The 24,745-nt window shown below is 33.6% G+C and carries 19 protein-coding genes and 1 riboswitch; of the genes, 10 read left to right on the top strand and 9 right to left on the bottom strand.

Annotated features, from left to right (window positions below; genetic code table 11):
- Positions 1–520 precede the first annotated feature (520 nt).
- The 4 genes from H0V01_14945 to H0V01_14930 form a co-directional block, all read right to left on the bottom strand.
- Positions 521–1,600: a mechanosensitive ion channel gene (locus H0V01_14945; GenBank protein MBA2584668.1), complete on the bottom strand. Its 1,080-nt coding sequence runs from the start codon at positions 1,598–1,600 to the stop codon at positions 521–523.
- A gap of 4 nt (positions 1,601–1,604) precedes the next feature.
- Complete coding sequence (locus tag H0V01_14940; GenBank protein MBA2584667.1) at positions 1,605–3,833, bottom strand: bifunctional alpha,alpha-trehalose-phosphate synthase (UDP-forming)/trehalose-phosphatase; 2,229 nt, start codon at positions 3,831–3,833, stop codon at positions 1,605–1,607.
- Between the two features lie 269 nt (positions 3,834–4,102).
- Positions 4,103–4,462, bottom strand: coding sequence for a response regulator (locus tag H0V01_14935; protein ID MBA2584666.1), 360 nt, complete (start codon positions 4,460–4,462; stop codon positions 4,103–4,105).
- A 24-nt stretch (positions 4,463–4,486) separates the two neighbouring features.
- Entirely contained in the window at positions 4,487–6,493 is a 2,007-nt protein-coding gene (locus H0V01_14930; protein ID MBA2584665.1) for a PAS domain-containing sensor histidine kinase, read from the bottom strand.
- Between the two features lie 227 nt (positions 6,494–6,720).
- Positions 6,721–6,911: riboswitch (cobalamin riboswitch) on the top strand.
- Positions 6,912–7,008: 97 nt separating this feature from the next.
- On the opposite strand from H0V01_14930, the gene H0V01_14925 reads away from it, so the two are divergent.
- From H0V01_14925 to H0V01_14910, 4 genes are read left to right on the top strand one after another with little or no spacing between them, the layout of a single operon-like run.
- The gene (locus H0V01_14925; protein ID MBA2584664.1) at positions 7,009–8,925 is read left to right on the top strand and encodes a TonB-dependent receptor; all 1,917 of its coding nucleotides are present in this window, start codon (positions 7,009–7,011) and stop codon (positions 8,923–8,925) included.
- Between the two features lie 10 nt (positions 8,926–8,935).
- Positions 8,936–9,949: a DUF4465 domain-containing protein gene (locus H0V01_14920; protein MBA2584663.1), complete on the top strand. Its 1,014-nt coding sequence runs from the start codon at positions 8,936–8,938 to the stop codon at positions 9,947–9,949.
- Positions 9,950–10,006: 57 nt separating this feature from the next.
- Positions 10,007–11,020 (top strand): T9SS C-terminal target domain-containing protein, encoded by a 1,014-nt coding sequence (locus H0V01_14915; GenBank protein MBA2584662.1) that lies wholly within the window; start codon positions 10,007–10,009, stop codon positions 11,018–11,020.
- Positions 11,017–12,057, top strand: coding sequence for a hypothetical protein (locus tag H0V01_14910; protein MBA2584661.1), 1,041 nt, complete (start codon positions 11,017–11,019; stop codon positions 12,055–12,057). Before H0V01_14915 ends, H0V01_14910 begins: the two co-directional genes overlap by 4 nt.
- Positions 12,058–12,086: 29 nt before the next feature.
- Here H0V01_14910 and H0V01_14905 read toward each other — a convergent pair whose 3' ends face one another.
- Complete coding sequence (locus H0V01_14905) at positions 12,087–12,635, bottom strand: CopD family protein (protein MBA2584660.1); 549 nt, start codon at positions 12,633–12,635, stop codon at positions 12,087–12,089.
- Between the two features lie 83 nt (positions 12,636–12,718).
- On the opposite strand from H0V01_14905, the gene H0V01_14900 reads away from it, so the two are divergent.
- Entirely contained in the window at positions 12,719–13,231 is a 513-nt protein-coding gene (locus H0V01_14900) for an acyl-CoA thioesterase (GenBank protein MBA2584659.1), read from the top strand.
- Between the two features lie 144 nt (positions 13,232–13,375).
- Here the strand turns inward: H0V01_14900 and H0V01_14895 are convergent, their stop codons facing one another.
- Positions 13,376–15,202, bottom strand: a complete 1,827-nt coding sequence (locus H0V01_14895) for an ATP-binding cassette domain-containing protein (protein ID MBA2584658.1) — start codon at positions 15,200–15,202, stop codon at positions 13,376–13,378.
- A 246-nt stretch (positions 15,203–15,448) separates the two neighbouring features.
- Here H0V01_14895 and H0V01_14890 point away from each other — a divergent pair, with 246 nt between their 5' ends.
- The 4 genes from H0V01_14890 to H0V01_14875 all read left to right on the top strand — a co-directional run bounded on the left by H0V01_14890 (position 15,449) and on the right by H0V01_14875 (position 18,726).
- The gene (locus H0V01_14890) at positions 15,449–16,267 is read left to right on the top strand and encodes a glycosyltransferase family 2 protein (protein ID MBA2584657.1); all 819 of its coding nucleotides are present in this window, start codon (positions 15,449–15,451) and stop codon (positions 16,265–16,267) included.
- 8 nt (positions 16,268–16,275) lie between these two features.
- The gene (gene rbfA, locus H0V01_14885; GenBank protein ID MBA2584656.1) at positions 16,276–16,614 is read left to right on the top strand and encodes a 30S ribosome-binding factor RbfA; all 339 of its coding nucleotides are present in this window, start codon (positions 16,276–16,278) and stop codon (positions 16,612–16,614) included.
- Positions 16,615–16,617: 3 nt separating this feature from the next.
- Positions 16,618–17,424 carry a class I SAM-dependent methyltransferase gene (locus tag H0V01_14880; protein ID MBA2584655.1) on the top strand — a complete coding sequence of 269 codons (807 nt, stop codon included), beginning with the start codon at positions 16,618–16,620 and terminating at the stop codon, positions 17,422–17,424.
- A gap of 93 nt (positions 17,425–17,517) precedes the next feature.
- Positions 17,518–18,726 carry an ABC transporter permease gene (locus H0V01_14875; protein ID MBA2584654.1) on the top strand — a complete coding sequence of 403 codons (1,209 nt, stop codon included), beginning with the start codon at positions 17,518–17,520 and terminating at the stop codon, positions 18,724–18,726.
- A gap of 52 nt (positions 18,727–18,778) precedes the next feature.
- On the opposite strand, the gene H0V01_14870 is transcribed toward H0V01_14875, so the two are convergent.
- The 3 genes from H0V01_14870 to H0V01_14860 all read right to left on the bottom strand — a co-directional run bounded on the left by H0V01_14870 (position 18,779) and on the right by H0V01_14860 (position 23,494).
- Complete coding sequence (locus tag H0V01_14870; GenBank protein MBA2584653.1) at positions 18,779–20,635, bottom strand: DUF4154 domain-containing protein; 1,857 nt, start codon at positions 20,633–20,635, stop codon at positions 18,779–18,781.
- A gap of 279 nt (positions 20,636–20,914) precedes the next feature.
- Positions 20,915–21,970: a 4-hydroxythreonine-4-phosphate dehydrogenase PdxA gene (gene pdxA / locus H0V01_14865; protein MBA2584652.1), complete on the bottom strand. Its 1,056-nt coding sequence runs from the start codon at positions 21,968–21,970 to the stop codon at positions 20,915–20,917.
- 78 nt (positions 21,971–22,048) lie between these two features.
- Positions 22,049–23,494 carry a leucyl aminopeptidase family protein gene (locus H0V01_14860; GenBank protein MBA2584651.1) on the bottom strand — a complete coding sequence of 482 codons (1,446 nt, stop codon included), beginning with the start codon at positions 23,492–23,494 and terminating at the stop codon, positions 22,049–22,051.
- 93 nt (positions 23,495–23,587) lie between these two features.
- Between H0V01_14860 and H0V01_14855 the strand changes: the two genes are divergently transcribed.
- A complete protein-coding gene (locus tag H0V01_14855; GenBank protein MBA2584650.1) occupies positions 23,588–24,712 on the top strand; it encodes a CofH family radical SAM protein in 1,125 nt (374 codons plus the stop codon).
- Positions 24,713–24,745 lie beyond the last annotated feature (33 nt).

Below are 24,745 nucleotides of genomic sequence, written 5' to 3'. Positions count from 1 at the left end.
AAAATCTAAAAACGCAGTATTAGCACAAAATGGTGTTTACATTTATGTAATTAAATTGAAAGACCTAAAAGGTAAAAAATATGAGTACAAAGGAAATATAACTTTGCTTTATTAATCTCCTTTTTTTTGTTTATTTAACCCTGAATTTCCAAAAGAGATTCAGGGTTTTTTGTTTTTAACTATTTAAAATTAATAAACCCAATTAAAATAACTATCTCAAACATTCTCTTATTTAAACTATTTATATCGATTTTATTTTCACAGATTAAAATTAGTATTTACTCGCAATCTAAAAGTTCCATTTGTTCTAATCTTACATTAAAAACATTATAAGTAGGAAAACGATTATTTTTAAATTCTTTTTTTCTTTTCTTTTTTATTAATAAATGATGCAATCAAAAAAGAAAATATAATTTAAATTCATTCGGTACTTCCATTGATAAACGCAGAGATTTTTAAGAATAAAACATATTATCATACTGCGTTAGAACAATATATTAAACAATAAGCGTTTTTGCAATTAAATGACATTTGATTTATTTGTAATTTCAACCCTGTATCGTGGAAATGATTCAGGGTTGTTTTTTTGAACATATTCAACAAGCTTTTCCCTAACATATACTCTTAAATCCCAGGAAGAGGGGGAATCAACAGCGCTCATTAATGCCCTTAATTCAATTGTTTTCTCTTTGGCATCTGTTACCTGCAATACATTAATTTGCCCGTCCCAAAGAGGCGTACTTTGTAAAATTAGTGTTAATTCTTCTCTTAATTTATCTATGGGCATGTTATAATCTGTGTGTATAAACACTGTTCCCATTATTGATGCCGAAGTCCTGGTCCAATTTTGAAAAGGTTTTTCAATAAAGTAAGTTGTTGGAACAATTAGCCTTCTTTTATCCCATATTTTTATTACAACAAAAGTCAGATGAATCTCTTCAATCCATCCCCATTCACCTTCTACAATTACAACATCATCTATTCGGATTGGTTGTGTAATGGCTATTTGAAAACCTGCAAGCATGGTTGCAATAATTCGTTGAGCAGCAAAACCAATAATTAGACCAGCAATACCAGCAGAGGCTAACAAACTCATTCCAATCTTCCTTATTTGTTCAAAAGTCATTAAAGCAATTCCAATGGCAATTATTATTATAATAAATTCAAGGATTTTCTCCATCATATTAAATTGGGTAATTATTACCCTTGCTCGTAAATTATCCTTTTCCGTAATTTTATACTTTCGTAAAGCAAACTTCCTTATTACAGAAACTGATAAAATAAAAAGCCATGCTACAAATGCAATTGCCAATATTGATAGTGTTTGCCTTATAATTCGCTCCATTGGAGAGAAAAACCCAAGGAATGGAACCAACAAATTAGTGGCAATGATCATAAATAATAGCAGCACAGGGATTTTTAATTTCTCAGTTATCATGAAGAAAAACCTTGAATTGTATTTATCTGCAATATATCTGAAAACACGAAATAAAATGAAATGGAATATTAAGGCAAGAACTAATACACCCAGCCAAACTCCAATTGTGTTTAGGGGATCATTATCCTTGAGTAGATCACGAAAATAATCAGCTAAAGACATGTTTTTAAGGCGTATCTATAGAACCAACCAAAAAAGACTTTTTCTTTTTATCCATTTTCGACTTATTCTTCAAGTTGTTTAGAAAAGTTATAACTTCATCGGGAGTTTTAAGGGTGAATTTTGCATTTGTTTTCATTATTCCAACTCTTAAACTAAAAGCCTCATCGGGCAATATTTCGAAAACATCTTCGTCATTTCTGTCATTTCCTATTGCCAGAATTAAATCCCAGTTTTGTTTATTAAGCCAATGTCTGGTAACCGATTTTTTATCTACACCCACAGGCTTTATTTCTATCTTTTTATTTCCATCAATGATTTCTAACTTATGTTTTGTGCAAGGATAAATAAGGCTATTAATCATGTCCTTTAACCGCATATCGGCCAAGAATGTATCGGAGGAGTGAAAGTGCCAGGCAAGGGCATAGGGCTTTTCTTCAATAAAAGAACCAGGAGTTTTTATCATGAATTCATTTAATACAGGATAAATTTCTTCCTTCCATTCCTCCCGTAATATTTGTGATTGGTTCCATTGATTGTTTTCTCTTACCCAGGTTCCGTATTCTGCAATAATATCCACTTTTAATAATCCATACCATTTGTTAAGGTTTACATGGTTCATATTGCTCATAACAACTATTGTGAGTCCCTCCAGTTCAGAGAGTTCCTTAATTAATCTGAAAAATTCATTATCCAGAAAATCATAATCAGCATTATCAATAAATGGAAATATGGAGTTGTCATGATTTAAAAAAAGCAATTTTTTTCCAGCTTTTTTAAAGGCATTAATAAAACAAGCTTGCTTTTCCTGAGTGAACTCTTTGCTTTCCATGCTCTTTTTATATCGATGAATTCGCTCCAATTCTTCGATATAAGAACTTGCCCATTTTTGCACAGTGTTTTCCTGAAGTTGCTTTTGCATTTGATCAAGTCTTTTCTTTTGTTCTATTATAGGCATATTCAAAGCTTTAACAATTGCCTTAACTATATCATTAATATCGTTTGGATTTATCATCAATGCATTTTTCAAAACAATAGCCGCTCCTGCCATTTCACTTAAAATCAGTACCCCCTGGCCTTCTGTTTTCGTGGCTAGGAATTCTTTGGCCACTAAATTCATTCCGTCCCTAAAAGGGGTAATTAATGCAATATCACAAATATGATAAAGGGCAATGAGTTCATTAAATAGAAAGTTGCGGTAAAAATAATGAACAGGATTCCATTCCATACTGGCATACTTTCCATTTATATAACCTACTGCTTCATCAATTTCAACTTTTAAAGTACTGTATTTATCAACTTCAGATCTTGAAGGCACTACAACAATCATCAATGAAATTTGTTCCTTGTATTGAGGATATTGAGTAAGTAATTCATCAAAAGCCTTTAATCTTTGCAGTATTCCTTTTGAATAATCAAGACGATCAACCGATAAAATAAGTTTTTTGCTGCCGTAATTTTCTTTAAACAACTTGATTTTTTGCTGCACCTTTTTACTTTTAACTGCTTTGTTGTATTTAATATAATCTATGCCCATTGGAAATGCATCAACATAGGAAAGATGATTTTTGTAAAAAAATTCTCCAAGCCTGGGTTCCAGATTTTTTATATTATGAACTGCAACTAAAAAATGGCGCATATATTCATAGGTATGAAAACCTATTAGATCAGAACTCATTAATCCATCCAGAATTTCTTCTCTCCAGGGAAGAGTTCTAAATAATTCATAGGAAGGAAAAGGAATATGAAGAAAAAAACCTATTCGAATATTGGGAAACTCTTTTTTTAACAATGCAGGAAGCAACATGAGGTGATAATCCTGTACCCATATAATGTCATCGGGTTCGATGATGGATTTTATTTTGTTGAAAAACTTCAAATTTACTTTCTGGTAAACCTCCCAGAACTTTTGATCATAAACGGCAAATTCTGTGAAGTAATGAAACAAAGGCCATATTGTTTTATTGCTGAATCCTTCATAATACAATAGGATTTCTTTTTCTGAAAGAAAAACTGGGTGAATGTTGTCTTTTTCGAGTTTTTGGTTGATTTCTTTCCGAATTTGATCGTTTTTGGGATACATGCCAGGCCAACCTAACCAATGTTTTTCATATTTGCCTTGCAGTGAAGCCATTCCAGTGGCCAACCCACCTCCACTGGGGGAATATTCTATTCCTGATTTATTTGATTTAACAGTAACTGGCAAACGATTTGCCACAATAATTAATCTTTTCATTTATAGAGCTCTTTATTTCCTCCCACTTTAGATCCATAACTTGGGTAAAAAGCATCTAATAATAATGGAAAAAGGAATACCATAGATTGTGAATAACTACAATCCTAATTAAAGAAAATACCCTGCCAATATTGCATTTCCCCTTCCAAGTTATTCTATTATAAGTGGAGGCAAGGTTTTGAAAAAAAAAGAAAAAGAATTTAGGGAAAAAGAGCGTATTTTTTTTCCCGTACTTGTGGTAAAATTACACGCAAAAAAAGGAGTGATTTTTAAATAGTTAAAAAATCATTTATTGCCTGATTTAAGGTTTTAATATCGAAAGGCTTTCTTAAAAAGCCATCTGCACCAGCATTAAAAGAAACTTTTTCTATGTCGTTGTTTGCCGAAAAAATAATAACCGGAGTCTTTTTAGTTTTACTGCTGCTTTTTAACAATCTTGTAATTGCTTCTCCACCCATATCAGGTATCCACAAATCCATTAGTATAAGGTCAGGCTTATACTTCTCGTAATTTTTGAAAATGTCATTGCAATGCGTAAGTGTTTCAACTTTAAAGCTCTTTTGAAGAACAATTTTTGTAACCTCTAATATGTCAATATCATCATCACAAATGAGTATACATTTTTTCATGTTTTTGAATTTGTTAACTATTCCTTAATTGCATAAACAGGTATATGGCAGAGAAAACCAAAACGTTGATCCTACTCCTTCTTCGCTTTCCACCCAATACTTTCCACCATGCCTTTCAATTATCTGGGCAGAAATATAAAGCCCAAGTCCAAGTCCCTGAAATTTATGCGACATACCCTCTACTCTGTAAAATCGTTGAAAAACATTTTTTGCCTTTTCATTATCAATCCCAATTCCATAATCTTTTACACCTACTGTTATTCCATCCTTGTTGGCTAAAATATCCACGTTCACCTTGTTTGATTTAGGTGAATATTTAATCGCATTGGATAAAAAATTAACAAATACCTGCTCTAACCTTGTTTTATCTGCATTTATAATTTTTCGTGATTTTCCATTAACAATGATTTTATGGGTTTTATGTGTCTGCTTAATGCATTCTATACTTTCTTTTATCAGATCATCAAACTTAAATTCTGACATATTGTATTGAAGCTTTCCTGCTTGCATTTTAGAAATATCCAAAAGATCAGAAATTAATTCATCCAATCTGTTAATAAAAGTATTGGTTTTCTTAATGTAAGTTTTAGAATCTTTAATGTTTTCCTCATCAATGGTTATTTCAAGCAACTGCGTATATGCCTTTAAACTGGTTAGAGGAGTTTTCAATTCATGACTTGCCACCCCAATAAATTCATCTTTCCTTTCCTCTGAAACAATTTTATCATGAATATCCGTATTTGTTCCTACCCAGTTGATGATTTTACCATTTACATCTCTGCATGCCACCCCCCTTGTCAAATGCCAGTAAAACTTGCCATTTTGAGCTGCCATTTTGTGTTCTATTTGAAAATCCTGTCCAGTTTCAATTGAATGTTTCCATAGTCGGGTTGTTTCAAACAAATCCTCGCGATGAATTACCTTTTGCCAGCCCCAGTTTTTTAACTCATCGAATCCAAGTCCTGTATATTCCATCCAGCGCGGATTTAAATAATTCATGTTTCCCTTGCTATCAGCAGTCCAAACTTTTTGAGGCATTAATTCTGCAATAAGCCTTGTTCGTTCAGCACTTTGAATGATTTCATCCTGCGCCTGCTTTATTTCTGAAACATCGATCATAGAACCTACAATCCTGATTGGTTTTTCATTTTTATCGTGTAGAACATAGGCTCTGCCCAACACAAAAGCGTAATTTCCATCCGCCTTCAAAAATCTGAAATCACCATTCCATTGATCTGCCGAGGACTCTAGCACAGCTTTAATCCCACCTGTTATACGATGATAATCATCAGGATGAACAAGACTAAACCATGAATTGTTTCCAAGTTGAACATATTGATCACTATATCCAAAAAGGGCATAATACCCTTCATTCCACCATGTTCTGCCTCTTGAAAGATCCCAATCCCAAACAGCATCATTTGTTGCTTTTGACAACAATTTAACCCGCTCCTCACTCAAATATAATTCCTTTGTTCTTCTCCTGATCCTGTTTTCAAGCTTTGAATTCATTTTAACAATCTTCCCGTTTATTTCAACAAGATCATCAAAATCACTCTGTTTTTTCTTTAAATAAAATGTTTTTTCTGTAATATCGGTAAGTGTAACAACAATTCCATCGCTTTCCTTAACAGCTAATAGCCTGTACCACTTAATGGAATTGTCATGCGCCTCCTGGAACTCAATAGAAAAATCATTCGATGTTTCAACAACATTAATAAAATCTTCAGGAAAAAATATGCGAATGAGTTTGTTTTTCTTTAAATACTTTCCAGGGAAATCCTTTGAATCAATATTAATAATTTCTTTTGATTTCAGATTTGAAACCACACCTTTAAAATCAACTATTTCGCCTGAATTATTTCTAACAGAATTAAAAATAAATACACTGCCCTCAGATGAATTTATTACTGCCATTAATAAATTATTTAATCTATTGTTTTCAGCAATATAGTGCGTATCTGAAAAAACAGGATCAACGGGGTTGTTGTTTTTTTTGTTCTGAAAAAGTTGTCCTTTTTCTACTTTCATAAATGTAGGCATTTTCTCTTTATCAACTTTTAAAATACAAAACCTAAAGGCAGATTCCTCTTGTTATTTCTAAGGTAAAATTAATTATTAAATTAAATTTAACAAATAAACCTGAACTTTTCAATTGAAATGAAAATAATTACGCCACTTTCACAAAATAATTTTATAAAAACAAACATGGCCTTAAAAATTCAACACAATCTTTCTGGTAAAATATAAAAATTTAGTACTTTTACCGGATTATCGGTTTCCTTTTATAAGGAATGAAAAGGGAATAAGGTGAAAATCCTTAACAGTTCCCGCTGCTGTAATGCTTATTAATGTTTTTCGGATTATTGCCACTGTAGAATTAAAATCAACGGGAAGGCCTCGGAGAACGAGCAAAGTCAGAAGACCTGCCAATAATAGACATTTGTAGCTTTCGGAGAAAAAGCGAAGAATAGAACCTGTATTTCTATCTCTTTATTTTTGCCGTTTGTTATAGATGATTTTAGCTAATGCTTTAATCGTTTGTAATGAATTATTTGAAACCGTTGGTTGTTTTAATTGTGTTCACTACACTGGTTATAAACCAGTGTAGTGGGCAGGTACCAGCTATTGACTCCATTATAACCTTGCAAACATTTATTATAAAGGATTCAAGAGAAGTTAAATTTTCAACTGGTGGAAAAACTGAAGATGTTGATTCATTTGGCTTAATGATTAATAAAACAGTTTCACTTGATGAACTTCTAAGTACCCAAAGCAGAGTAATTGTAAAATCATATGGAGCAGGCAGCCTAGCAAGTAGTTCCATTAGGGGAGCAGGAGCAGCTCACACCGCAGTTTTATGGAATGGATTTAACCTGCAAAGCCCATCCCATGGCATTGTTGATCTTTCACTGATCCCTGTGAATTTTATTGATGCTGTTTCACTTCAGTCCGGTAGCAATGGAACCCTTTGGGGAAGCGGAGCTATTGGAGGAGCAATCCATTTAAAAAACACACCTTCTTTGGCTAAAGGATTTGCACTAAGCTCAACTTCAGTTGCAGGAAGTTTTGGAGAAAGGCAGCAGCAAATAAATTTTACCGTAAAAACCAGTGAAAAATATACCACTACGGCACGCCTTCAATATCGTTCAGCATTGAATGATTTTAGTTTCGTTAATTCAACCCTTGAAGGAAGTCCTATACAAAAACAAAGCAATTCGGAACTTGTACAAAAAGGATTTCTTCAGGAAAATTACATTAAACTTTCACGAAATCAACACATTAACTTTAGGTTTTGGTATCAGCAAACCAACAGAAATATTCCCCCAGTTATGTCACAGCAGCTTTCCCTTTCCAGCCAGCTGGACAATTCAATCAGGGCTAGTTCGGAATGGTCCAAAAAAAATAAGTTGGCTTCCTATTTTATCCGTTCTGCATGGTTTAATGAAACTATTGAATATAGTGATCAGGCAACTGCACTATTTTCTGAAACTAAAGTAATAAGCCTTATATCCGAAGCTGAAGTTAATTTAATACTAAGGGATAGGCAATTGCTTAATGTGGGAGTGAATAATACTTACAACAAAGCCTTTTCTGATGGATATCAATTTAATCCTGATAGAAACAGAACAGCCCTTTTTGCATCTCTTAAACATTGGAATAAAAAACAAAAATGGAATGTTTTGTTTAGTGCAAGGCAGGAGGTATCGGAAAATAAATTTTTTCCTTTTATCCCAGCTGCAGGAGTTGAAAGCAATTTGTGGCAAAATGTAAAAATAAAAGCCAATTTTTCCAGAAGCTATAGAATTCCTACTTTGAATGATTTATATTGGTATCCGGGAGGAAATCCTTCCCTTTTACCTGAAACAGGATGGAATCAGGAAGCGGGAATTGTATTTAATAAAGATGGAGATAAATATGTTGGCAATGCCGAGTTTACGCTATTTAACAGAAACATTAAAAACTGGATAATATGGTTGCCCCAGGAAAATTATTGGGTCCCACAAAATATTATGGAAGTATGGAGTCGTGGTACAGAAACGAGCGCCAAAGTCAAATACAAAGGTGGAAATTGGAATATTGAAGTATCCGTCCTTGGAAATTACACTATTTCAACAAATGAAAGGGCCAAAAATGCCAATGATGCCTCACTTGGAAAGCAATTGATATATATTCCACTTTATAGTGGGACAGGAATTTTTGCCATTTCTCATAAAAAATGGCATTTTAATTTTAGTCAAGCCTATACTGGTTATAGATATACAACTTCCGATAATTCAGAATTCCTACCTCCTTTTTACCTTTCCGGACTTTTTTTAAAAAGAATTATGGAAATCAATAAATACAAGGCGGAACTTTTTATTCGTGCAAACAATCTTTTTAATTCCAATTACCAGGTAATGGCCTGGAGACCTATGCCCGGAAGGAATTATCAAGCCGGGTTAACAATTAAATTCAATTAACTTAAATTTTATGAAAACAAGAGCAACTCAATTAATTCTGTTTAAAATCTTAATGTCAATTACTGTGTATTCCAATGCACAAACAGTTTCGGATTATGAAAACCTTTCGCTTAATGCAGATTCTTATTGGGAAGGAAGCGATTTATCGCAGGGATTTAATAGCGGAAATGCCTTTTTTACCAATACTTTTGATTTAACCTGGGGAGGTTATTGGAGTGAAGGCTTTGCATATTCCAACATGAAGGACAGCACAACGGCAGGATTTACAAATTTATACAGCGCCAGAACTGCAAGCGGATACTACAATTCTGCTAATTATGCTATTGGTATGGATGCCGCTGTTATCCATCTGAAAAATGCTGCAAAAGGAGGAATTGTAAATGGAATGTACGTTACAAATTCAACCTATGCGGCTATCAGTATGCTTCAAGGAGATGCCATAGGTAAGCAATTCGGTTCAATTTATGGAGCAAATGGCGATATTGATGGCACTCAAGGCAAAGATTGGTACAAATTAAGCATAACTGGTTTTTACAACAATGCTCCCATCAATGACACCGTTGATTTTTATCTTGCAGATTATCGTTTTTCCAATGCATCGCAAAATTATATAGTTACCACCTGGGAGTGGGTTAATTTGGAATCATTAGGCAATTTAGACAGCCTTATCTTTCATCTTTCCTCTTCTGACAATGGAGATTGGGGAATGAATACTCCAGGATATTTTTGCGTAGATGATTTCACTACAATGGATTCGCCTCTATTGGTAGAAAACCACTTCAAAAAAAATCTGTTTGCCTTTTACCCAAATCCTGCAGGTGATCAATTAAATGTTTCATTTACAAGCTCAAATTATACCTTTATCAGCATAAGGGATCTTGCAGGAAGAGAACTTTTTAAAGAGAACATTGAAAACACCGATAAATATAAAATTAATGTTTCGGGATACCCTTCAGGAGCTTACATTATTGAGGTATCTAATTCTGATCATTTTATTGAACGAACTATTTTTATTAAAAATTAATTGCAGTGAATAAAACCTTACAGAATTCCAGGTTTTATTGATTTTATGATCAAATGTATGAAAAAAATAATATTTGCTTTTTTGCCTGGCTTTTGTCTTTTTTTACCTGGCGTTTTTGCGCAGTTTTCTCCTGGGGCTGGGCAACCAGGATCAGCAGCAATTCATAAGGATAGCATCATCTTTATTAATTGGGCAATAGCTTGCCAGGTAACAAGAGGATTACAAGATATTTCCAATGCTTCAATAGGATATGCATCAGCGGGAGAAGCTCAGATGGCAATTGGAAAATCAGGAACAAGTGGAACTGTTAGTCTTGGGGATGGGGGAACGGCTGTACTTACTTTTGAAGGGCCTATTATCAATGGCCCCGGTTATGATTTTGCAGTTTTTGAAAATTCATTTGATGGTTCCTTTTTGGAACTGGCATTTGTGGAAGTAAGTTCCAATGGACAAACTTTTTTCCGTTTCCCTGCTACTTGCCTTACCGACACTAACACTCAATTAGGCACATTTGATTTATCAGAAGCTAGCAAACTTAACAACCTGGCGGGAAAATACAAGCTTTTTTATGGAACACCCTTTGATTTGGAGGAGATGACAAATATCCCCGGTCTTGATGTAAACCATATCACCCATGTTAAAATTATTGATGTAGTAGGTTCTTTAAACGATCAATATGCCACTAGGGATGCACAGAACAATAAAATTAATGATCCTTTTCCAACTCCATTTCCCCAAGGTGGTTTTGATTTAGATGCAGTGGGAGTTATTAATCAAGTGCCGGGAACAAGTGTTAAAAAGCAAAAAAACAGTCTTTTTAGTATAAATTCTTTTCCCAATCCCGTAAAAGATAATATAACAATAAAATATAGCATAAAAGAACCAGGGAATATAAAAATAAGTCTTAGGAGAACTGATAACATTGAGGTTCGTATTTTTGAAGATGCATATAAAGAAATTGGCGATTATAGTATTTCGGTAAATATTGAAGCATTACAAAATGGTCTTTATATCCTGAATTTTAGGGGTGAAAAAAACATGGAAAATCAAAAAGTTATACTTTTAAAATGATGTACAGATTATTTACATTGGTTATTATTCTTGTTTGTTTATCCTGTAAAAAGGACAAGCCTATTAAGCCTGATCCTGAAAAACCAATTCAAATTACTCCACAAGGAGGTGTTTTCATTCTTAATGAAGGCAATTACCAGTGGGGCAATGCTTCAATTGATTTTTACAACAATGCCGATAGTTCATATTCAACTAATGTTTTTAAAACAGCCAATGACCGTCCCCTTGGGGATGTATTTCAATCCATGGAAATAATTGGCAGCAAGGCTTATTTGGTAGTAAATAATTCTGGTAAAATTGAGGTAGTAAATCTTTCTGATTTTAAATCACTTGCAAGTATAAATGGCTTAACTTCTCCAAGATATATTAAGGCTGTAAGCGAAACCAAGGCTTATGTCACAGATTATGCTTCTAATGTAATTTCGGTGCTTGATTTAACCAACAATACGGTAATTAAAACAATTCCATGCAGAGGTTTTACAGAAGAGTTGATTTTTTCAAGTGGAAAGGTTTTCGTGACTAATTTAAAAAGTGAATACCTCTATGTTTTTAACCCAATAACAGACCTTTTAACTGATAGCATTAAAACTGGTTATGCTTCAAACTCTATACGAAAAGATAAAAACGGAAAACTATGGATACTTTGCAGTGGAGAGAACACCGGGGGCATACCGGGAAGCATTCATAGAGTAAATCCTGAAACAAATCTCGTTGAATATTCTGTCCATTTTCCCAATGCAAATCAAAATCCCTTTAAATTAAGAATAAACAGCGAGGGGGATATGCTGTATTTCTTAAACAATGGTATTTGTAGGGCAAGCATCAATAATATTGAGCTGGACACGCAGCCTTTCATTGTCCAAAACAATTTAAATTTTTATGGATTGGGAGTTGAACCAAAAACAGGAATAATATATATTGCTGATGCAATTGATTATGTTCAAAAGGGGAAAATAATGAGGTACAGCAAAGAAGGTAATTTAATTAATTCCTTTAATGCCGGCATTATTCCAGGTGATTTTTATTTTTTAGAATGACTTGTTTTAATCTGGTTTAACTGAGATAACTATTGATTTTTTATTCTATTCTTTTTATACATTGCAATTGCAAGGAAAAGCAAGAGTGAAAAAACAATAAATCCAGCCAATCCCCAAAACAAATCAAAAAAGCTTTTTAATACCACTAAAAATACAATTGCCACCAGAAATAAAGTAGCAACTTCATTCCATATTCTTAATGCAGACGAACTTAATTTAATTTTGTCGTTTTTAAGTCTGTTAAAAACAATTCCGCAAGTTAAGTGGTAAATGGTGAGTCCTAAAACAAAACCAAGTTTGATGGTTAACCAGGCAGGAAAATTAAAAACATTGAATCCGTACATTGTAAAAGCTAGCCACAAACCAAAAATCCAGGTTAAAATCATAGATGGCCAGGTAATGCCAAACCAGAGTCTTTTTTCCATTAATTTAAACTGTTTTTGCAATATTGATTTTTCAGGTTCCGGTTTTTCTTGCGCCTCAGTATGGTAGATGAATAACCTGACAATATAAAACAGGCCTGCAAACCAGGTAACAATAAAAATAATATGTAAGGCCTTTAAATAAAGCATAGGAATAAATAAGGGCCAAAATTAAGAAATAGAAACATATTTAAGAGAACCGGGAACTATTAATATCTTTGTTTTTTAAAAATAAACCAATGGCTAAGTCAAAAACCGCAAAAGAATCCCATACAATATCCACTGAAATTGTACTTCCAAATGATACCAACACAATTGGCAATTTAATGGGAGGGCGTCTTTTACATTTAATGGATATTACCGCTGCCATTTCTGCTCACAGGCATTGTAAAAGAGTAGTTGTTACAGCAGCAGTAAATAATGTTTCCTTTAATTTCCCAATCAGGCTTGCTGATATTGTAACTTTGGAAGCTAAAGTTTCAAGGGCTTACAGCACTTCAATGGAGGTTTTTATTGATGTGTATGTTGAGAATCATTCTACAGGATTAAAAACAAAATGCAATGAAGCTATCTACACCTTTGTTGCCGTTGACCAGTTAGGAAATCCTATTTCGGTGCCTGATCTAATTCCTGAAACTGAGGAAGAAAAAGCAAGATATGAAAGCGCATTAAGAAGAAAGCAGCTTAGCCTTATATTGGCTGGGAAAATGAAACCTCAGGATGCAAATGAATTAAAAGCCTTGTTTGCCTAAAAATTCAACTAAAAAAATTCTTTATCTTCATTGCTTATTAAAAATTCTTGAAGGTTCTTTGCCTTATATGGCCCAAATATGAATAGCGGTGGTTTTTTTATTTTTTAGCCTTTTTTTAAGGAAAAAATACAATAGGGGTTTTTCTTAAATGAAACTCTGCAAATCGTATAGTTTTTTATAAATTCCCTTTTTCTCTAATAAATGATCATGGGTGCCTCTTTCAACAATTTCCCCCTTATCAATCACCAATATTTCATTTGCATGTTGAATTGTGGAAAGGCGATGTGCAATCACAAGTGTAGTGCGGTTTTTCATCAGGTTTTGTAAAGCCTCCTGAACCAAACGTTCTGATTCGGTATCTAATGCAGAGGTGGCCTCATCAAGAATCAGGATAGGTGGATTTTTAAATATTGCCCTTGCAATACTCATTCGCTGCCTTTGCCCTCCTGATAACTTGCTGCCTCGATCCCCAATATTGGTTTGATAACCCTCGGGCATGGCAATAATAAATTCATGTGCATTTGCAATTTTGGCCGCTTTAATCACAGCATCCTCGCTTGCAGATTCCACTCCAAAAGCAATATTGTTAAAAACCGTATCATTGAATAAAATCGATTCCTGTGTTACTATTCCCAATTGCTTTCTTAAATCCTTAAGCTTTATTTCCTGAACTGGAATGCCATCCATTAATATTTCACCTGATTTAGAATCATAAAAGCGCGGCAATAAATCTGCAATAGTTGATTTCCCTGATCCGGATGAACCTACAAGAGCAGTAATTTTTCCTTCTGGAATCGTAAAACTTATATCTTTTAATACCATTTCACTTTCATAGCCAAAAGTGACATTTTTATACTCAATTTTATTGTTGAACTTTTCAAAAGACTTAGCCCTGGGATGATCTTTTATAGAAATATCCGTATCCATTATTTCAAAAATCCTTTCTCCAGAAGCTATCCCTCTTTGTATATTGCTTATTGCGGTGGATATGCTTTTTGCAGGAACAAGGATTTGAGAATAAAGAATAATATAGGTAATAAATTCACTTGCAGAAAGTTCGGAATTGTTCTCCAAAACTAAGGTTCCCCCATAAAGCAACACAAGGGCAACTACAAGAACCCCCGCAAATTCCGAAACAGGTGAAGCAAGTTCCCTTTTATTCCACATGGATTTAAGTACTGTTCTGTGCTTGATATTTTGCTTTTTAAATTGTTTTCGAACAAAGGGTTGGGCATTAAATGCTTTAATAATCCTGACTCCTGAAATTGTTTCTTCAATAACACTTAAAATAGTTCCAAGCAATTCCTGAATTTGTCTTGATTCCCGCTTAAGTTTTTTTAATATAACTGAAATAAAAAACCCGGATAAAGGCAAAACCATTAAGGTAAATATGGTCAACTCTACCGACATAATAAACAAGAGCACAAGGTACCCTATAATCATAAGGGGTTCTTTAAAAACCACCTGTACGGAACTAACCACTGAATTTTCAATTTCATTTACATCATTAGTAAGCCTGGAAATCAACTGGCCTTTTTGATGTTTATTGAAATATCCCAAATGCAAATCAGTAATCTTGTCAAACAAATTTCTACGAATATTATATACAGTGGTAGTGCGCATGGAACTCATAACCCTTTGAGAGGTATATTTAAATACATTTGCCGCAAAAACAGAAAAAACCAATACTACACAAACAAACTGCAGAGCCCCTACTCTTCCATGATCTAGAAGTATTTTTCCAAAATAGTAATTAAAAAGATCCCTGAAATAAAGAATATTGAAGTGAAATTCTGGTTTTACTAATTCAATATTTACTGGTGCTGTATCAAAAAGCACATTGAGCAGAGGAATCAACAAGGTGAAATTTATCAATCCAAATACAACAGCAAAAATAGCCAGGATGGCATAGGCCGGAACAAACCTATTTAAAGGCCTTGCATATGACAGTATTCTGAAATAGGTCTTCATTGTTGGATAAAATCGTTGCAAGTTATATTTTTTTACGCTTTCTTCTGTTATTAAAACTAAGATTCCTTAAAACTTGCTTTTTATTAAAACTCCTATTTTAGCATTTGATACAAGCGTTGGAAAGAAAAAACAGAATAAATATGCTTTTTTTTTTAAAAATTTAAGTTTTATATTTTGTAATGCGTGTTACAATATACCTGCAACTGGTATTGAATAAAAATAAAGTATGTACATTTGATGTCCGTTATGATCAGCATTATTACCGCCATATACAATCAAATTGGACTCAACAGGCTTTTTTATAAAAACCTTGTCAACTACACACATGGCCCTTTTGAGCTTATTATCATTGATAATAATTCCAATGATGGCAGCAGGGAGTTTTTTAAAAGTGTAGGTGCAGTTGTTATTGAAAATGACGGAAATTATTCTTATCCTTATTGTCAAAACCAAGGAATTAATATTGCCAGAGGTGAAATTCTTGCCTTTTTGAACAATGATATTATTGTTGCTCCTAATTGGGATTTGAATTTACTGGATACCATGAAACACCACCAATTGGATATAATAACCTGTTGTGGTATTGAACAGGCTGAAAATCCTGTGACGACAAAAAAATTCAGAAAGCGCTGGCATAAGATCAAATATGGAATTGGCGTTATAGCTCGTAATGAGCTTTCTTTTTCCATTATGCATCGGTTAATGTATGGCAATTGGGAAAAGTTTTCAGATCAAAGGCAAAAGAAATTTGGCAGGGATGTGATTGAGGGATTTGTTGGAAATACTGTGGTAATGTCACGTAAGGCCATCGAATTGCTCGGTTTATGGGATGAAAAGATACAGGCTGGAGATTTTGATCTGTTTATGCGTAGTAAAAAAAGAAGCCTTGAAAAGGGGGATATAAAGCCTATGCATATTTCCCTTGGGGTTTTTAACCATCATTTTATCAGAATTACAGCTAAATCAAAACCTCCTGTTTTTAAGGATTCGGCCAATTTGATCACATTTGATGAAAAGTGGAGTGAAAAAGAAAGAACGTTATATTTACAGCAAATAATATTGTAAGAGAAGAGATGGAAACTACAAGACAAAAAAAAGTTGCACGATTACTGCAAAAAGAGTTGGGCGAAATTTTCCAGCGTGAAAGCAATACCATGTTTGGTGGCGCATTTATTACTGTTACCGGGGTGAGAATTAGCCCTGATTTATCTGTTGCAAAAACTTATTTAAGCATTTTTGTTGTTAAAGACAGAGATCTTGTGATGAAAAATGTAAAAAAACAGACCAAAGAAATACGTACAAAACTTGGGGAAAGAATAAAACAACAATTACGTATAGTTCCAAATCTTGATTTTCACATTGATGATTCTCTTGACTATGCTGAAAAAATTGATAACTTACTGAAAAAATAAAAAATGCATTACGATCCAATTAAACGAGTTTTGGGAAATGTTTTTAACCGTTCCTCGAATTTAAGAATAGTTTTTTACAAGCTTCTGGGCTTATTGCTACTACGCTCATGGCACATTCAAAAGGAAATAAAAAGATGGGCTTTAAAAATTCCAGACAATGCTACCATTCTTGATGCCGGTGCTGGATTTGGACAGTATTCCTACTTTTTATCTGAAATTAATCCAAAATGGAACATACTTGCGGTTGATGTAAAGGAAGAGCAAGTATGCGATTGCAATACATTTTTCCGAACCATTAAAAAGGATAATGTTTTATTTAAAATTGAAGACCTGACTACATTTCAAAAACCTGGTTCTTTTGATCTTATTTTATCCGTGGATGTAATGGAACATATACTGGAAGATGTATTGGTTTTTAAAAATTTTCATGCCTCTTTAAAAGAAGGGGGTATGCTGTTAATTTCCACTCCATCAGATCAAGGTGGCTCAGACGTTTCAGAGGATGGAGAATCCTCTTTTATAGAAGAACATGTTAGAGACGGTTATAATATTGGCGAGATAGAACAAAAACTAAAAAGCGTAGGATTCACAAGAGTTTCGGCAAGATATTCTTACGGAAATCCAGGGAAAATTTCCTGGAAGCTTTCAATGAAATATCCTATTCAAATGCTTGGAATTTCTAAATTGTTTTTTATCGTTCTGCCTTTTTATTACTTTGTAACCTTTCCTGTTGCCTATCTGCTTAATTATATGGACACAAATATGATCCATAAAACGGGGACAGGTCTTATTGTAAGGGCTTGGAAATAATTTAATTGCTTATAAAACACAATCTTTATTAAAATAGTTGTCAGAAAACAACTGAATTACAAAAAACATTTACTGAATCAATTTAAACAAGAATTGAATTTTCCCTTTTTCATAGCAAAACGTTACCTAATAAGTAAGAAATCGCAAAATGTAATTAATATTATTACAAAAATTGCGATTACTGGTGTTGCTGTTGGCACAATGGCCCTTATTGTGGTGTTGTCTGCATTCAATGGTATAGAAAATCTTGTTGTTTCCCTTTTTAACGCTTTTGATCCTGATATTAAAATCACTGCAGTTGAAGGAAAAACCTTTAACAGGGATAACAACGCAATGAAAAAAATAAAAGCTCTTCCCGGAGTTGCTTTTTATACTGAAGTAATTGAAGAAAATGCCCTGCTTAAATACAAGGAAAAGCAATATATTGCCAAAATAAAGGGAGTTGGAGAAAATTTTGTTTCCATGAGTAGGCTTGATACAATGTTAATTGATGGTGAATTTCTACTTGAAAAAAAGGGAACAGATTATGCAGTTTTAGGCCAGGGTGTTGCTGTTCAACTTGGCATAAACTTGTTAAGCATTGTAAACCCTGTTCAAATATACGTGCCTCGCAGAACAAAGGAAATTGGATTAACCCCTGACAAGGCTTTTAAAACTGGTGTTGTTTATCCTGCCGGTGTTTTTTCAATTCAACATGATTTTGACACAAAATACATCATTGTTCCCATTAAAATGGCAAGTGAATTATTGGATTATAAAAACAGGATAACAGGGGTTGAAATTGGTATTGCAAAAGGATATAAAGTAAGCCAGGTACAAAAGCAAATACAGGAAATATTAGGAAATGAATTTTATGTTAAAGATCGTTTCCAGCAACACGATATGCTTTATCGTATTATGAAATCAGAGAAATGGGCTATTTACCTCATACTAACATTTATTTTGATTATTGCTACCTTTAATGTTATAGGATCCATTACCATGCTCATTATTGATAAGAAAAAGGATATTGGCATATTATCTAATATGGGAGCGGGCATAAGTGAAATTCGTAAAATATTTTTTATTGAAGGTATACTTATTTCTATGATTGGAGCAGTAATTGGTTTGTTAACAGGTTTTCTGCTGTGCATTCTGCAAATTAACTTCGAACTTATAAAGCTTGAAGGAACATTTGTAATGGAGGCTTATCCCATATCAATGAAAATAGAGGATTTTGTTGCTGTGTTTCTAACTGTATTAGTTATTGGGGCATTTGCCGCCTGGTTCCCTGCAAGACAAATTACCAGGAATAATCAATAGCTCTTTCTTGTGTTTTTATAAATACAAATAGCATTCAATTGGCAAAAAACAATTAAACCCTCACACCGATAACTAAAATATCGTCAATTTGCTCAGTTTCCCCTTTCCAGTTTTCAATAAAATTATTTAGATGTTGTTCTTGTTCATACATAGTTTTATGTTGTATTTCAAGCAGCATGTGTTTAAATTTTCTTGTAGTTAGCTTTTTATCTTTTTTTCCCCCAAAAGTGTCTGCGTAACCATCCGAAAAAATGTAAAAAGTATCGCCACCTTCTAACTGCAATTCATGCGTATTAAAATTCTGGTTGTAATCGGTAAAGCCACCAATGGCTTTTTTAGTTGCTCTTATTTCTTCAATTTCATTTTTCTCTTTGCGAACAATCCAAATTGGACGGTTTGCCCCGGCAAATTTTAATCCTACTTTTCCTTCAGCCGTTGGTAGTTCCATGCAGCATAAGGCAATATCCATTCCATCACGGGTTGATTCTATATTCTCTGATTGCCTTAAGGATGTTTTGATTCCTTTATTTAGAAGTTTTAATATTTCTGAAGTGTCCGTAGTTGATGAAACAGCATCATCTAATTTTTCCGAACCAATTATACTCATAAATGCTCCGGGAACACCATGGCCGGTACAATCAACGGCAGCAATAATAGCCGAATTTTCGTTTTTGTGATAAAAATAAAAATCCCCACTTACAATGTCCTTTGGTTTAAAGAGAATAAAACTTTGTGGAAAGGAAGAATATATTTCATCACGCTTGGGTAATTTTGCCTGTTGTATTCGCTTTGCATAATTAATGCTGTCTGTTATTTCTTTGTTCTTTTCTTCAACAATTTTATTCTTTTCATCCACCAATAATTTTTGTTCAAGTATATCAGAATTTGCTTTTTTCTTTTGTCTGTAACTTCTGTATATAAAAAACACCAACAATAAAAAAAGCACCAATACTCCTACAAACTGATAAAGCATAACTTTTTGAGCCTCTATTTGGGATAATTGAATTTTTAATGTGTTTTTTTGATCCTCTATTTCAATATTTTGTTTAAGTATGTCTTCTTTTTGTTGATTAACATATATAAGTTGCGATTCTATTTTTTCTGTCTGTTTTTGAATTTCTAATTCTTGTTGTACGAGTTTTTGTGACTGATTCTCAATTTCCAACTCTTGTAAAGTAAGATTTTTTGACTGTTTTCCTATTTCCGATTCTTGCTTTACAAGTGCCTGTATTTTTGCTTGAACATTTTTTAACAATTCTTCATTCTCTTTTTTCTGTATCTCATTTGTTAACACTGCATTTTCAATGTCCTTTTTTGTGACTTCTATTTTTTTCTTATCTGTTTTTAGCAAATCGTTGAATTTGGAATAAACATCATTCCATTCCTTTTCATTTAATATGGAAAGTGAAATTAATTTAGGGCTAATCTTAATGTTTTCTCCTTCAACTGATTTTTGATTGATTGAAATTACCTGCTTGCCATTTTGTTCAATAAAATTTATCATCGATAAATTAAAATCCTCCAGATTTTCTGCAACCAATAATATTTCTTTTCCTGTTATTTTATTAAAGATTTTTTCCTGGTCAAATCCATCTGCCCCATTTGCATATAACATTTGGGTTGGAATAATCTCTTCAATGCTGTTGAATACTTTTATTTTAATTGGAAGATTATTAATTAATCTTGAGGCAGAAATACGCTCTAATTCTAACTGAAGTTTTATGTTTTTTTTGCCAAGAATACCTATACTAAATTCTTTAAAATTTTCCTCATTGGGCCAATTTATATATTTAGGGAAATTATAAATGAAGGCTGCTTTCATTTTGGAATTTTCCTGGGCAAAACAAGCGGGAATCAAAATTGTGTTAGCAAGAACAAACAAATAAAACAGCATTATTAATTTTCTCATCTAATAAATATTGGCGTTATTATAAAAAACCATTTTCCATTACAACTAATTCTAGTTTATTCAGTAAATAATACAATTAGCATTCCTTGCATTTTTTAAATTCCTTTTCAATAAAAAAAGAAGTAAAAAGGAAAGTCTATAAAAACCACTATTTATAGACTTTTAAGTAAATATAGATATAGATTTATTTATTTAAAAACCGGAAAACAAAAAACGTTTATGACTGCAATTAAAAAAAGGTTTTCCAGCGGAAAAATTCATCCAAGAATTCAAAGCAAATTAATTTTCTTTTTTTAAATGAGATATTTTAAGGGGGTTAATATAAACTTCTTTATAGTTTTTCTTTCTCTCATAAATATCACAAGCCGCATAAATAGCATTACGGAAGGAATCCTCTGAAGCCTGGTTTTTTCCTGCAATATCGAAACCAGTGCCATGGTCAGGAGATGTGCGGATAATAGGCAGTCCGGCAGTAAAGTTTACTCCGCTGCCAAAGGATATGGTTTTAAAAGGTATTAATCCCTGATCATGATACATGGCAAGAACTGCATCAAATTTTTTAAAATTCCCAGAGCCAAAAAAACCATCAGCAGAATATGGGCCAATTGCCATTATACTGTTTTCCTTAGCCTTTCTAAGTGCAGGTATAATAATTCTTTCCTCCTCATTGCCTAAAAGCCCGTTATCCCCTGCATGCGGATTCAAACCCAAAACTGCAATCTGGGGTTTTCTGATCCCAAAATCTTCCTGTAAACTTTTAGAAAGGATTTTTAATTTCTTTAATATTAGTTCAGAACTTAATAGGGAAGAGATTTTGCTTAGGGCAATATGCCCTGTTACAACTCCTACCCTTAAATTATCACTTACTAGAAGCATTAAACAATCTTTTGCTTCAAATTGTTGAGCCAAATATTCAGTATGACCAGGAAATTTAAATTGATCGGACTGAATATTGTTTTTATCAATTGGGGCAGTAACAAGTAAATCAATTTTTCCATTTTTAATGTCGGAAGTTGCAGCTTCAAGAGAAAGCAAGGCATATTTTCCACCTGTTGCAGTGGATTTACCGATCTCTAAAAAAACATCCTCTTCCCAGCAATTAATTACCTGAACTTGTTTGCCATTAGCTTGTTCGGGATTATTAATAATGGAATAATTGAAATCCGTTGCTCCTAACATTTTTTTATGTTCGGCAATTACTTTGGCAGAACCATAAATAATTGGATTACAAACCTGCAACATACGGGGATCCATAAAAGTTTTTATTATTACTTCTATTCCTATACCGTTAATATCCCCGACTGTAATCCCAACCTTAAGTTTAATGTCTGACATGGTTTTTTTTTAATGTTATTGATTTTTGCACCAATACTGTTTTACAAAACACAACTAATTTTGCACTTATTGATAAGCTTACTTTTCCTCTTCTGTAACCTGTTTTTTCAAGAAATCATAAAGAAGCCTAACTCCATAACCCGTACCTCCTGAAACCCTGTAATGATCATCTTTTGGAAAAAATGCAGGACCGGCAATGTCCAAATGCATCCATGGATAATCTGTAAAATGCTCAAGAAATTTACCTGCCGAACTGGCTCCTGCATATCCTGAGTTTCCAAGGTTTTTGATATCTGCAATTGCTGATTTAATATCATCGGCATATTCATCCCACAATGGAAATTCAACCAATCTTTCGTATACTTTTTCTCCACTTTCTTTTAATTGATCCATGGTTTCATGAGTATTTCCCATTGCCACCATCCCATGCATACCAATTGCTCTTAATGCAGCCCCTGTTAGTGTTGCCACATCAATAACCAATTCCGGCTTAAACTTTTTTGCATAACTCAAGGCATCAGCAAGAATCATTCTTCCCTCAGCATCTGTGTTTAAAACCTCTACTGTTGAACCGTCAAACATAGTAATTATATCTCCCGGAACATATGCATTACCACCTGGCCGGTTATCTGTTGCTGGCACAAGGGCTATTACATGAATAGGTATTTTTTCTGACGCAATGGCTGTGATGGCTCCAACTACTGCAGCAGCACCTCCCATGTCGCACTTCATCAATTCCATTCCCTGAACTTTAATATTTACACCCCCAGTATCATAAACAACACCTTTTCCTACTAAAACATAAGGCTTTTTGTTTTTTGCATTTGCTGGCTTGTATTCCATAATTGTAAAAGTAGGAGGATCAATACTGCCTTTATTAACCGCTAGTAATCCGCCCATTCTCAATGCTTTTATCTTGGTATGATTAAAAACTTCCACTTTAAATCCAGTTGCCTTACCTGCTTTTTTGATTTCTTCCGAAAATTTCTCGGCTGTTAAAAAACATACAGGCTCATTTACCAAATCTCTTGCAAAACATACGGCATCAGTACAATTCTGTAGCTCCCTAATTTTTTCATCGGTGATCATTTCACCAAAAACTAAAATTTTATTCAGGCTGTTTTTTCTCTTTTTAGAGTCAGAAAAATATTTCAGGAATTGATAATTACCCAAAACTATTCCCTCTGCAAAGGCAATTACCTCTTCTGGAAACCCGGAAAAATCGATTAGAGTTACTTCGCTGGTTTTCTCCTCATTCAATATTTTTAGCAAGGAATTTCCTTGTACCCTACAGGCTTCTAAGGTTTTAAAAACATCCTTGTTCTCGGGAATAAAATAAACAAAGGTTTTAATATTTTCAATACTAAGAGGAAGGAGTTTTTTATCCTTAGCCATTTCTTTTTTTAACGCTGTAATTTCGGTTTCATTTAAACCCAAATCTTCTGGTTTAGTAGCTGCAGAACATATAAAAACAGTATAGTTTTTAACCTCGTCCTTTATCGTTTTTTTAATTGTGGTATTCATTTAATTCATATATTTGAAAGCGGCAAAGTTAATGAAATAGAAACACTTATTCCATTTGAATCACGCCTGTTTATTGAACATAGTCCGATTTTTATGAATGCAGCAAAACTTTTCCAAAAAGCCCTTGATTTTGAGTTCCTTACAGCAGAACAAGGACGATTTTTATTTACCACTGCTCCCCTTACTGAATTAATTTATGTGGCAAATGAATTAAGAAAAATTCAAAAACCCGAAAACAAAGTAACCTGGATCATTGACAGAAATGTAAATACTACAAATGTGTGCATTGCAAATTGCAAATTTTGTAACTTTTTCAGAATACCAGGGCATAAAGAGGCATATACCACAACAATTGAACAATATATACCAAAAATAGAAGAAACTTTTAGGTTAGGAGGGGAGCAATTATTGCTACAAGGAGGGCACCATCCGGAACTCGGATTGAAATTTTATACCGATACTTTTAGTGAATTAAAACGGCTCTACCCAACCCTAAAACTACATGCCCTTGGGCCTCCCGAAATTGCACACATTAGCAAATTGGAAGGAAAATCTCATACTGAAGTATTATCTGCGCTAAAGCAGGCTGGTTTAGATTCATTGCCAGGTGCAGGTGCCGAAATTTTAAATGACCGGGTAAGAAGATTAATCTCTAAAGGAAAATGTACGGGAAGAGAATGGCTGGATGTAATGCGGGCTGCCCATCAACTAAATATCACAACCTCAGCCACAATGATGTTTGGCCATGTGGAAACCCTTGAGGAGAGGTTTGAGCACCTTGTATGGCTAAGGCAGGTTCAGAGTGAAAAGCCTGAGGGGGCAAATGGTTTTCTGGCTTTTATCCCCTGGCCTTTTATGGATGACGGAACACTATTAAAAAGAGTAAAAGGTGTTACAAACAATGTAACTGCAGATGAATATATTCGTACTGTGGCAATAAGCAGGATAATGCTTCCAAACATTATAAATATTCAGGCTTCCTGGCTAACTGTAGGTAAAAAAGTTGCTCAGGCTTGTTTACATGCTGGAGCAAACGATTTCGGATCAATTATGATTGAGGAAAATGTAGTTTCAGCAGCTGGTGCACCTCATCGTTTTACCTCCAATGCAATTCAACAGGCCATAAGGGAGGCTGGATTTGAGCCTCAATTACGTGATCAACAATATAAAAACAGGCTAATCCCACAAACAATGGAACAACAAACAATTAATTATTAACAAAAAGGAAGTCAATTAGTTAAAAATCGCTTG

This window comes from Bacteroidota bacterium (genome assembly GCA_013696965.1).
Taxonomy (GTDB): Bacteria; Bacteroidota; Bacteroidia; order JACCXN01; family JACCXN01; genus JACCXN01.
This window is presented reverse-complemented; position numbering and strand designations above follow the sequence as displayed.

What these genes read in the sequence shown, in the direction of transcription:
- rbfA (MBA2584656.1), top strand. Translation starts at nt 16,276, where the DNA reads ATGGAAACTACAAGACAAAAAAAAGTTGCACGATTACTGCAAAAAGAG.
- H0V01_14900 (MBA2584659.1), top strand. Translation starts at nt 12,719, where the DNA reads ATGGCTAAGTCAAAAACCGCAAAAGAATCCCATACAATATCCACTGAA.
- H0V01_14925 (MBA2584664.1), top strand. Translation starts at nt 7,009, where the DNA reads ATGAATTATTTGAAACCGTTGGTTGTTTTAATTGTGTTCACTACACTG.
- H0V01_14915 (MBA2584662.1), top strand. Translation starts at nt 10,007, where the DNA reads ATGAAAAAAATAATATTTGCTTTTTTGCCTGGCTTTTGTCTTTTTTTA.
- H0V01_14860 (MBA2584651.1), bottom strand. Translation starts at nt 23,494, where the DNA reads ATGAATACCACAATTAAAAAAACGATAAAGGACGAGGTTAAAAACTAT.
- pdxA (MBA2584652.1), bottom strand. Translation starts at nt 21,970, where the DNA reads ATGTCAGACATTAAACTTAAGGTTGGGATTACAGTCGGGGATATTAAC.
- H0V01_14890 (MBA2584657.1), top strand. Translation starts at nt 15,449, where the DNA reads ATGATCAGCATTATTACCGCCATATACAATCAAATTGGACTCAACAGG.
- H0V01_14870 (MBA2584653.1), bottom strand. Translation starts at nt 20,635, where the DNA reads ATGAGAAAATTAATAATGCTGTTTTATTTGTTTGTTCTTGCTAACACA.
- H0V01_14920 (MBA2584663.1), top strand. Translation starts at nt 8,936, where the DNA reads ATGAAAACAAGAGCAACTCAATTAATTCTGTTTAAAATCTTAATGTCA.
- H0V01_14940 (MBA2584667.1), bottom strand. Translation starts at nt 3,833, where the DNA reads ATGAAAAGATTAATTATTGTGGCAAATCGTTTGCCAGTTACTGTTAAA.
- H0V01_14945 (MBA2584668.1), bottom strand. Translation starts at nt 1,600, where the DNA reads ATGTCTTTAGCTGATTATTTTCGTGATCTACTCAAGGATAATGATCCC.
- H0V01_14855 (MBA2584650.1), top strand. Translation starts at nt 23,588, where the DNA reads ATGAATGCAGCAAAACTTTTCCAAAAAGCCCTTGATTTTGAGTTCCTT.
- H0V01_14910 (MBA2584661.1), top strand. Translation starts at nt 11,017, where the DNA reads ATGATGTACAGATTATTTACATTGGTTATTATTCTTGTTTGTTTATCC.
- H0V01_14880 (MBA2584655.1), top strand. Translation starts at nt 16,618, where the DNA reads ATGCATTACGATCCAATTAAACGAGTTTTGGGAAATGTTTTTAACCGT.
- H0V01_14935 (MBA2584666.1), bottom strand. Translation starts at nt 4,462, where the DNA reads ATGAAAAAATGTATACTCATTTGTGATGATGATATTGACATATTAGAG.
- H0V01_14895 (MBA2584658.1), bottom strand. Translation starts at nt 15,202, where the DNA reads ATGAAGACCTATTTCAGAATACTGTCATATGCAAGGCCTTTAAATAGG.
- H0V01_14930 (MBA2584665.1), bottom strand. Translation starts at nt 6,493, where the DNA reads ATGAAAGTAGAAAAAGGACAACTTTTTCAGAACAAAAAAAACAACAAC.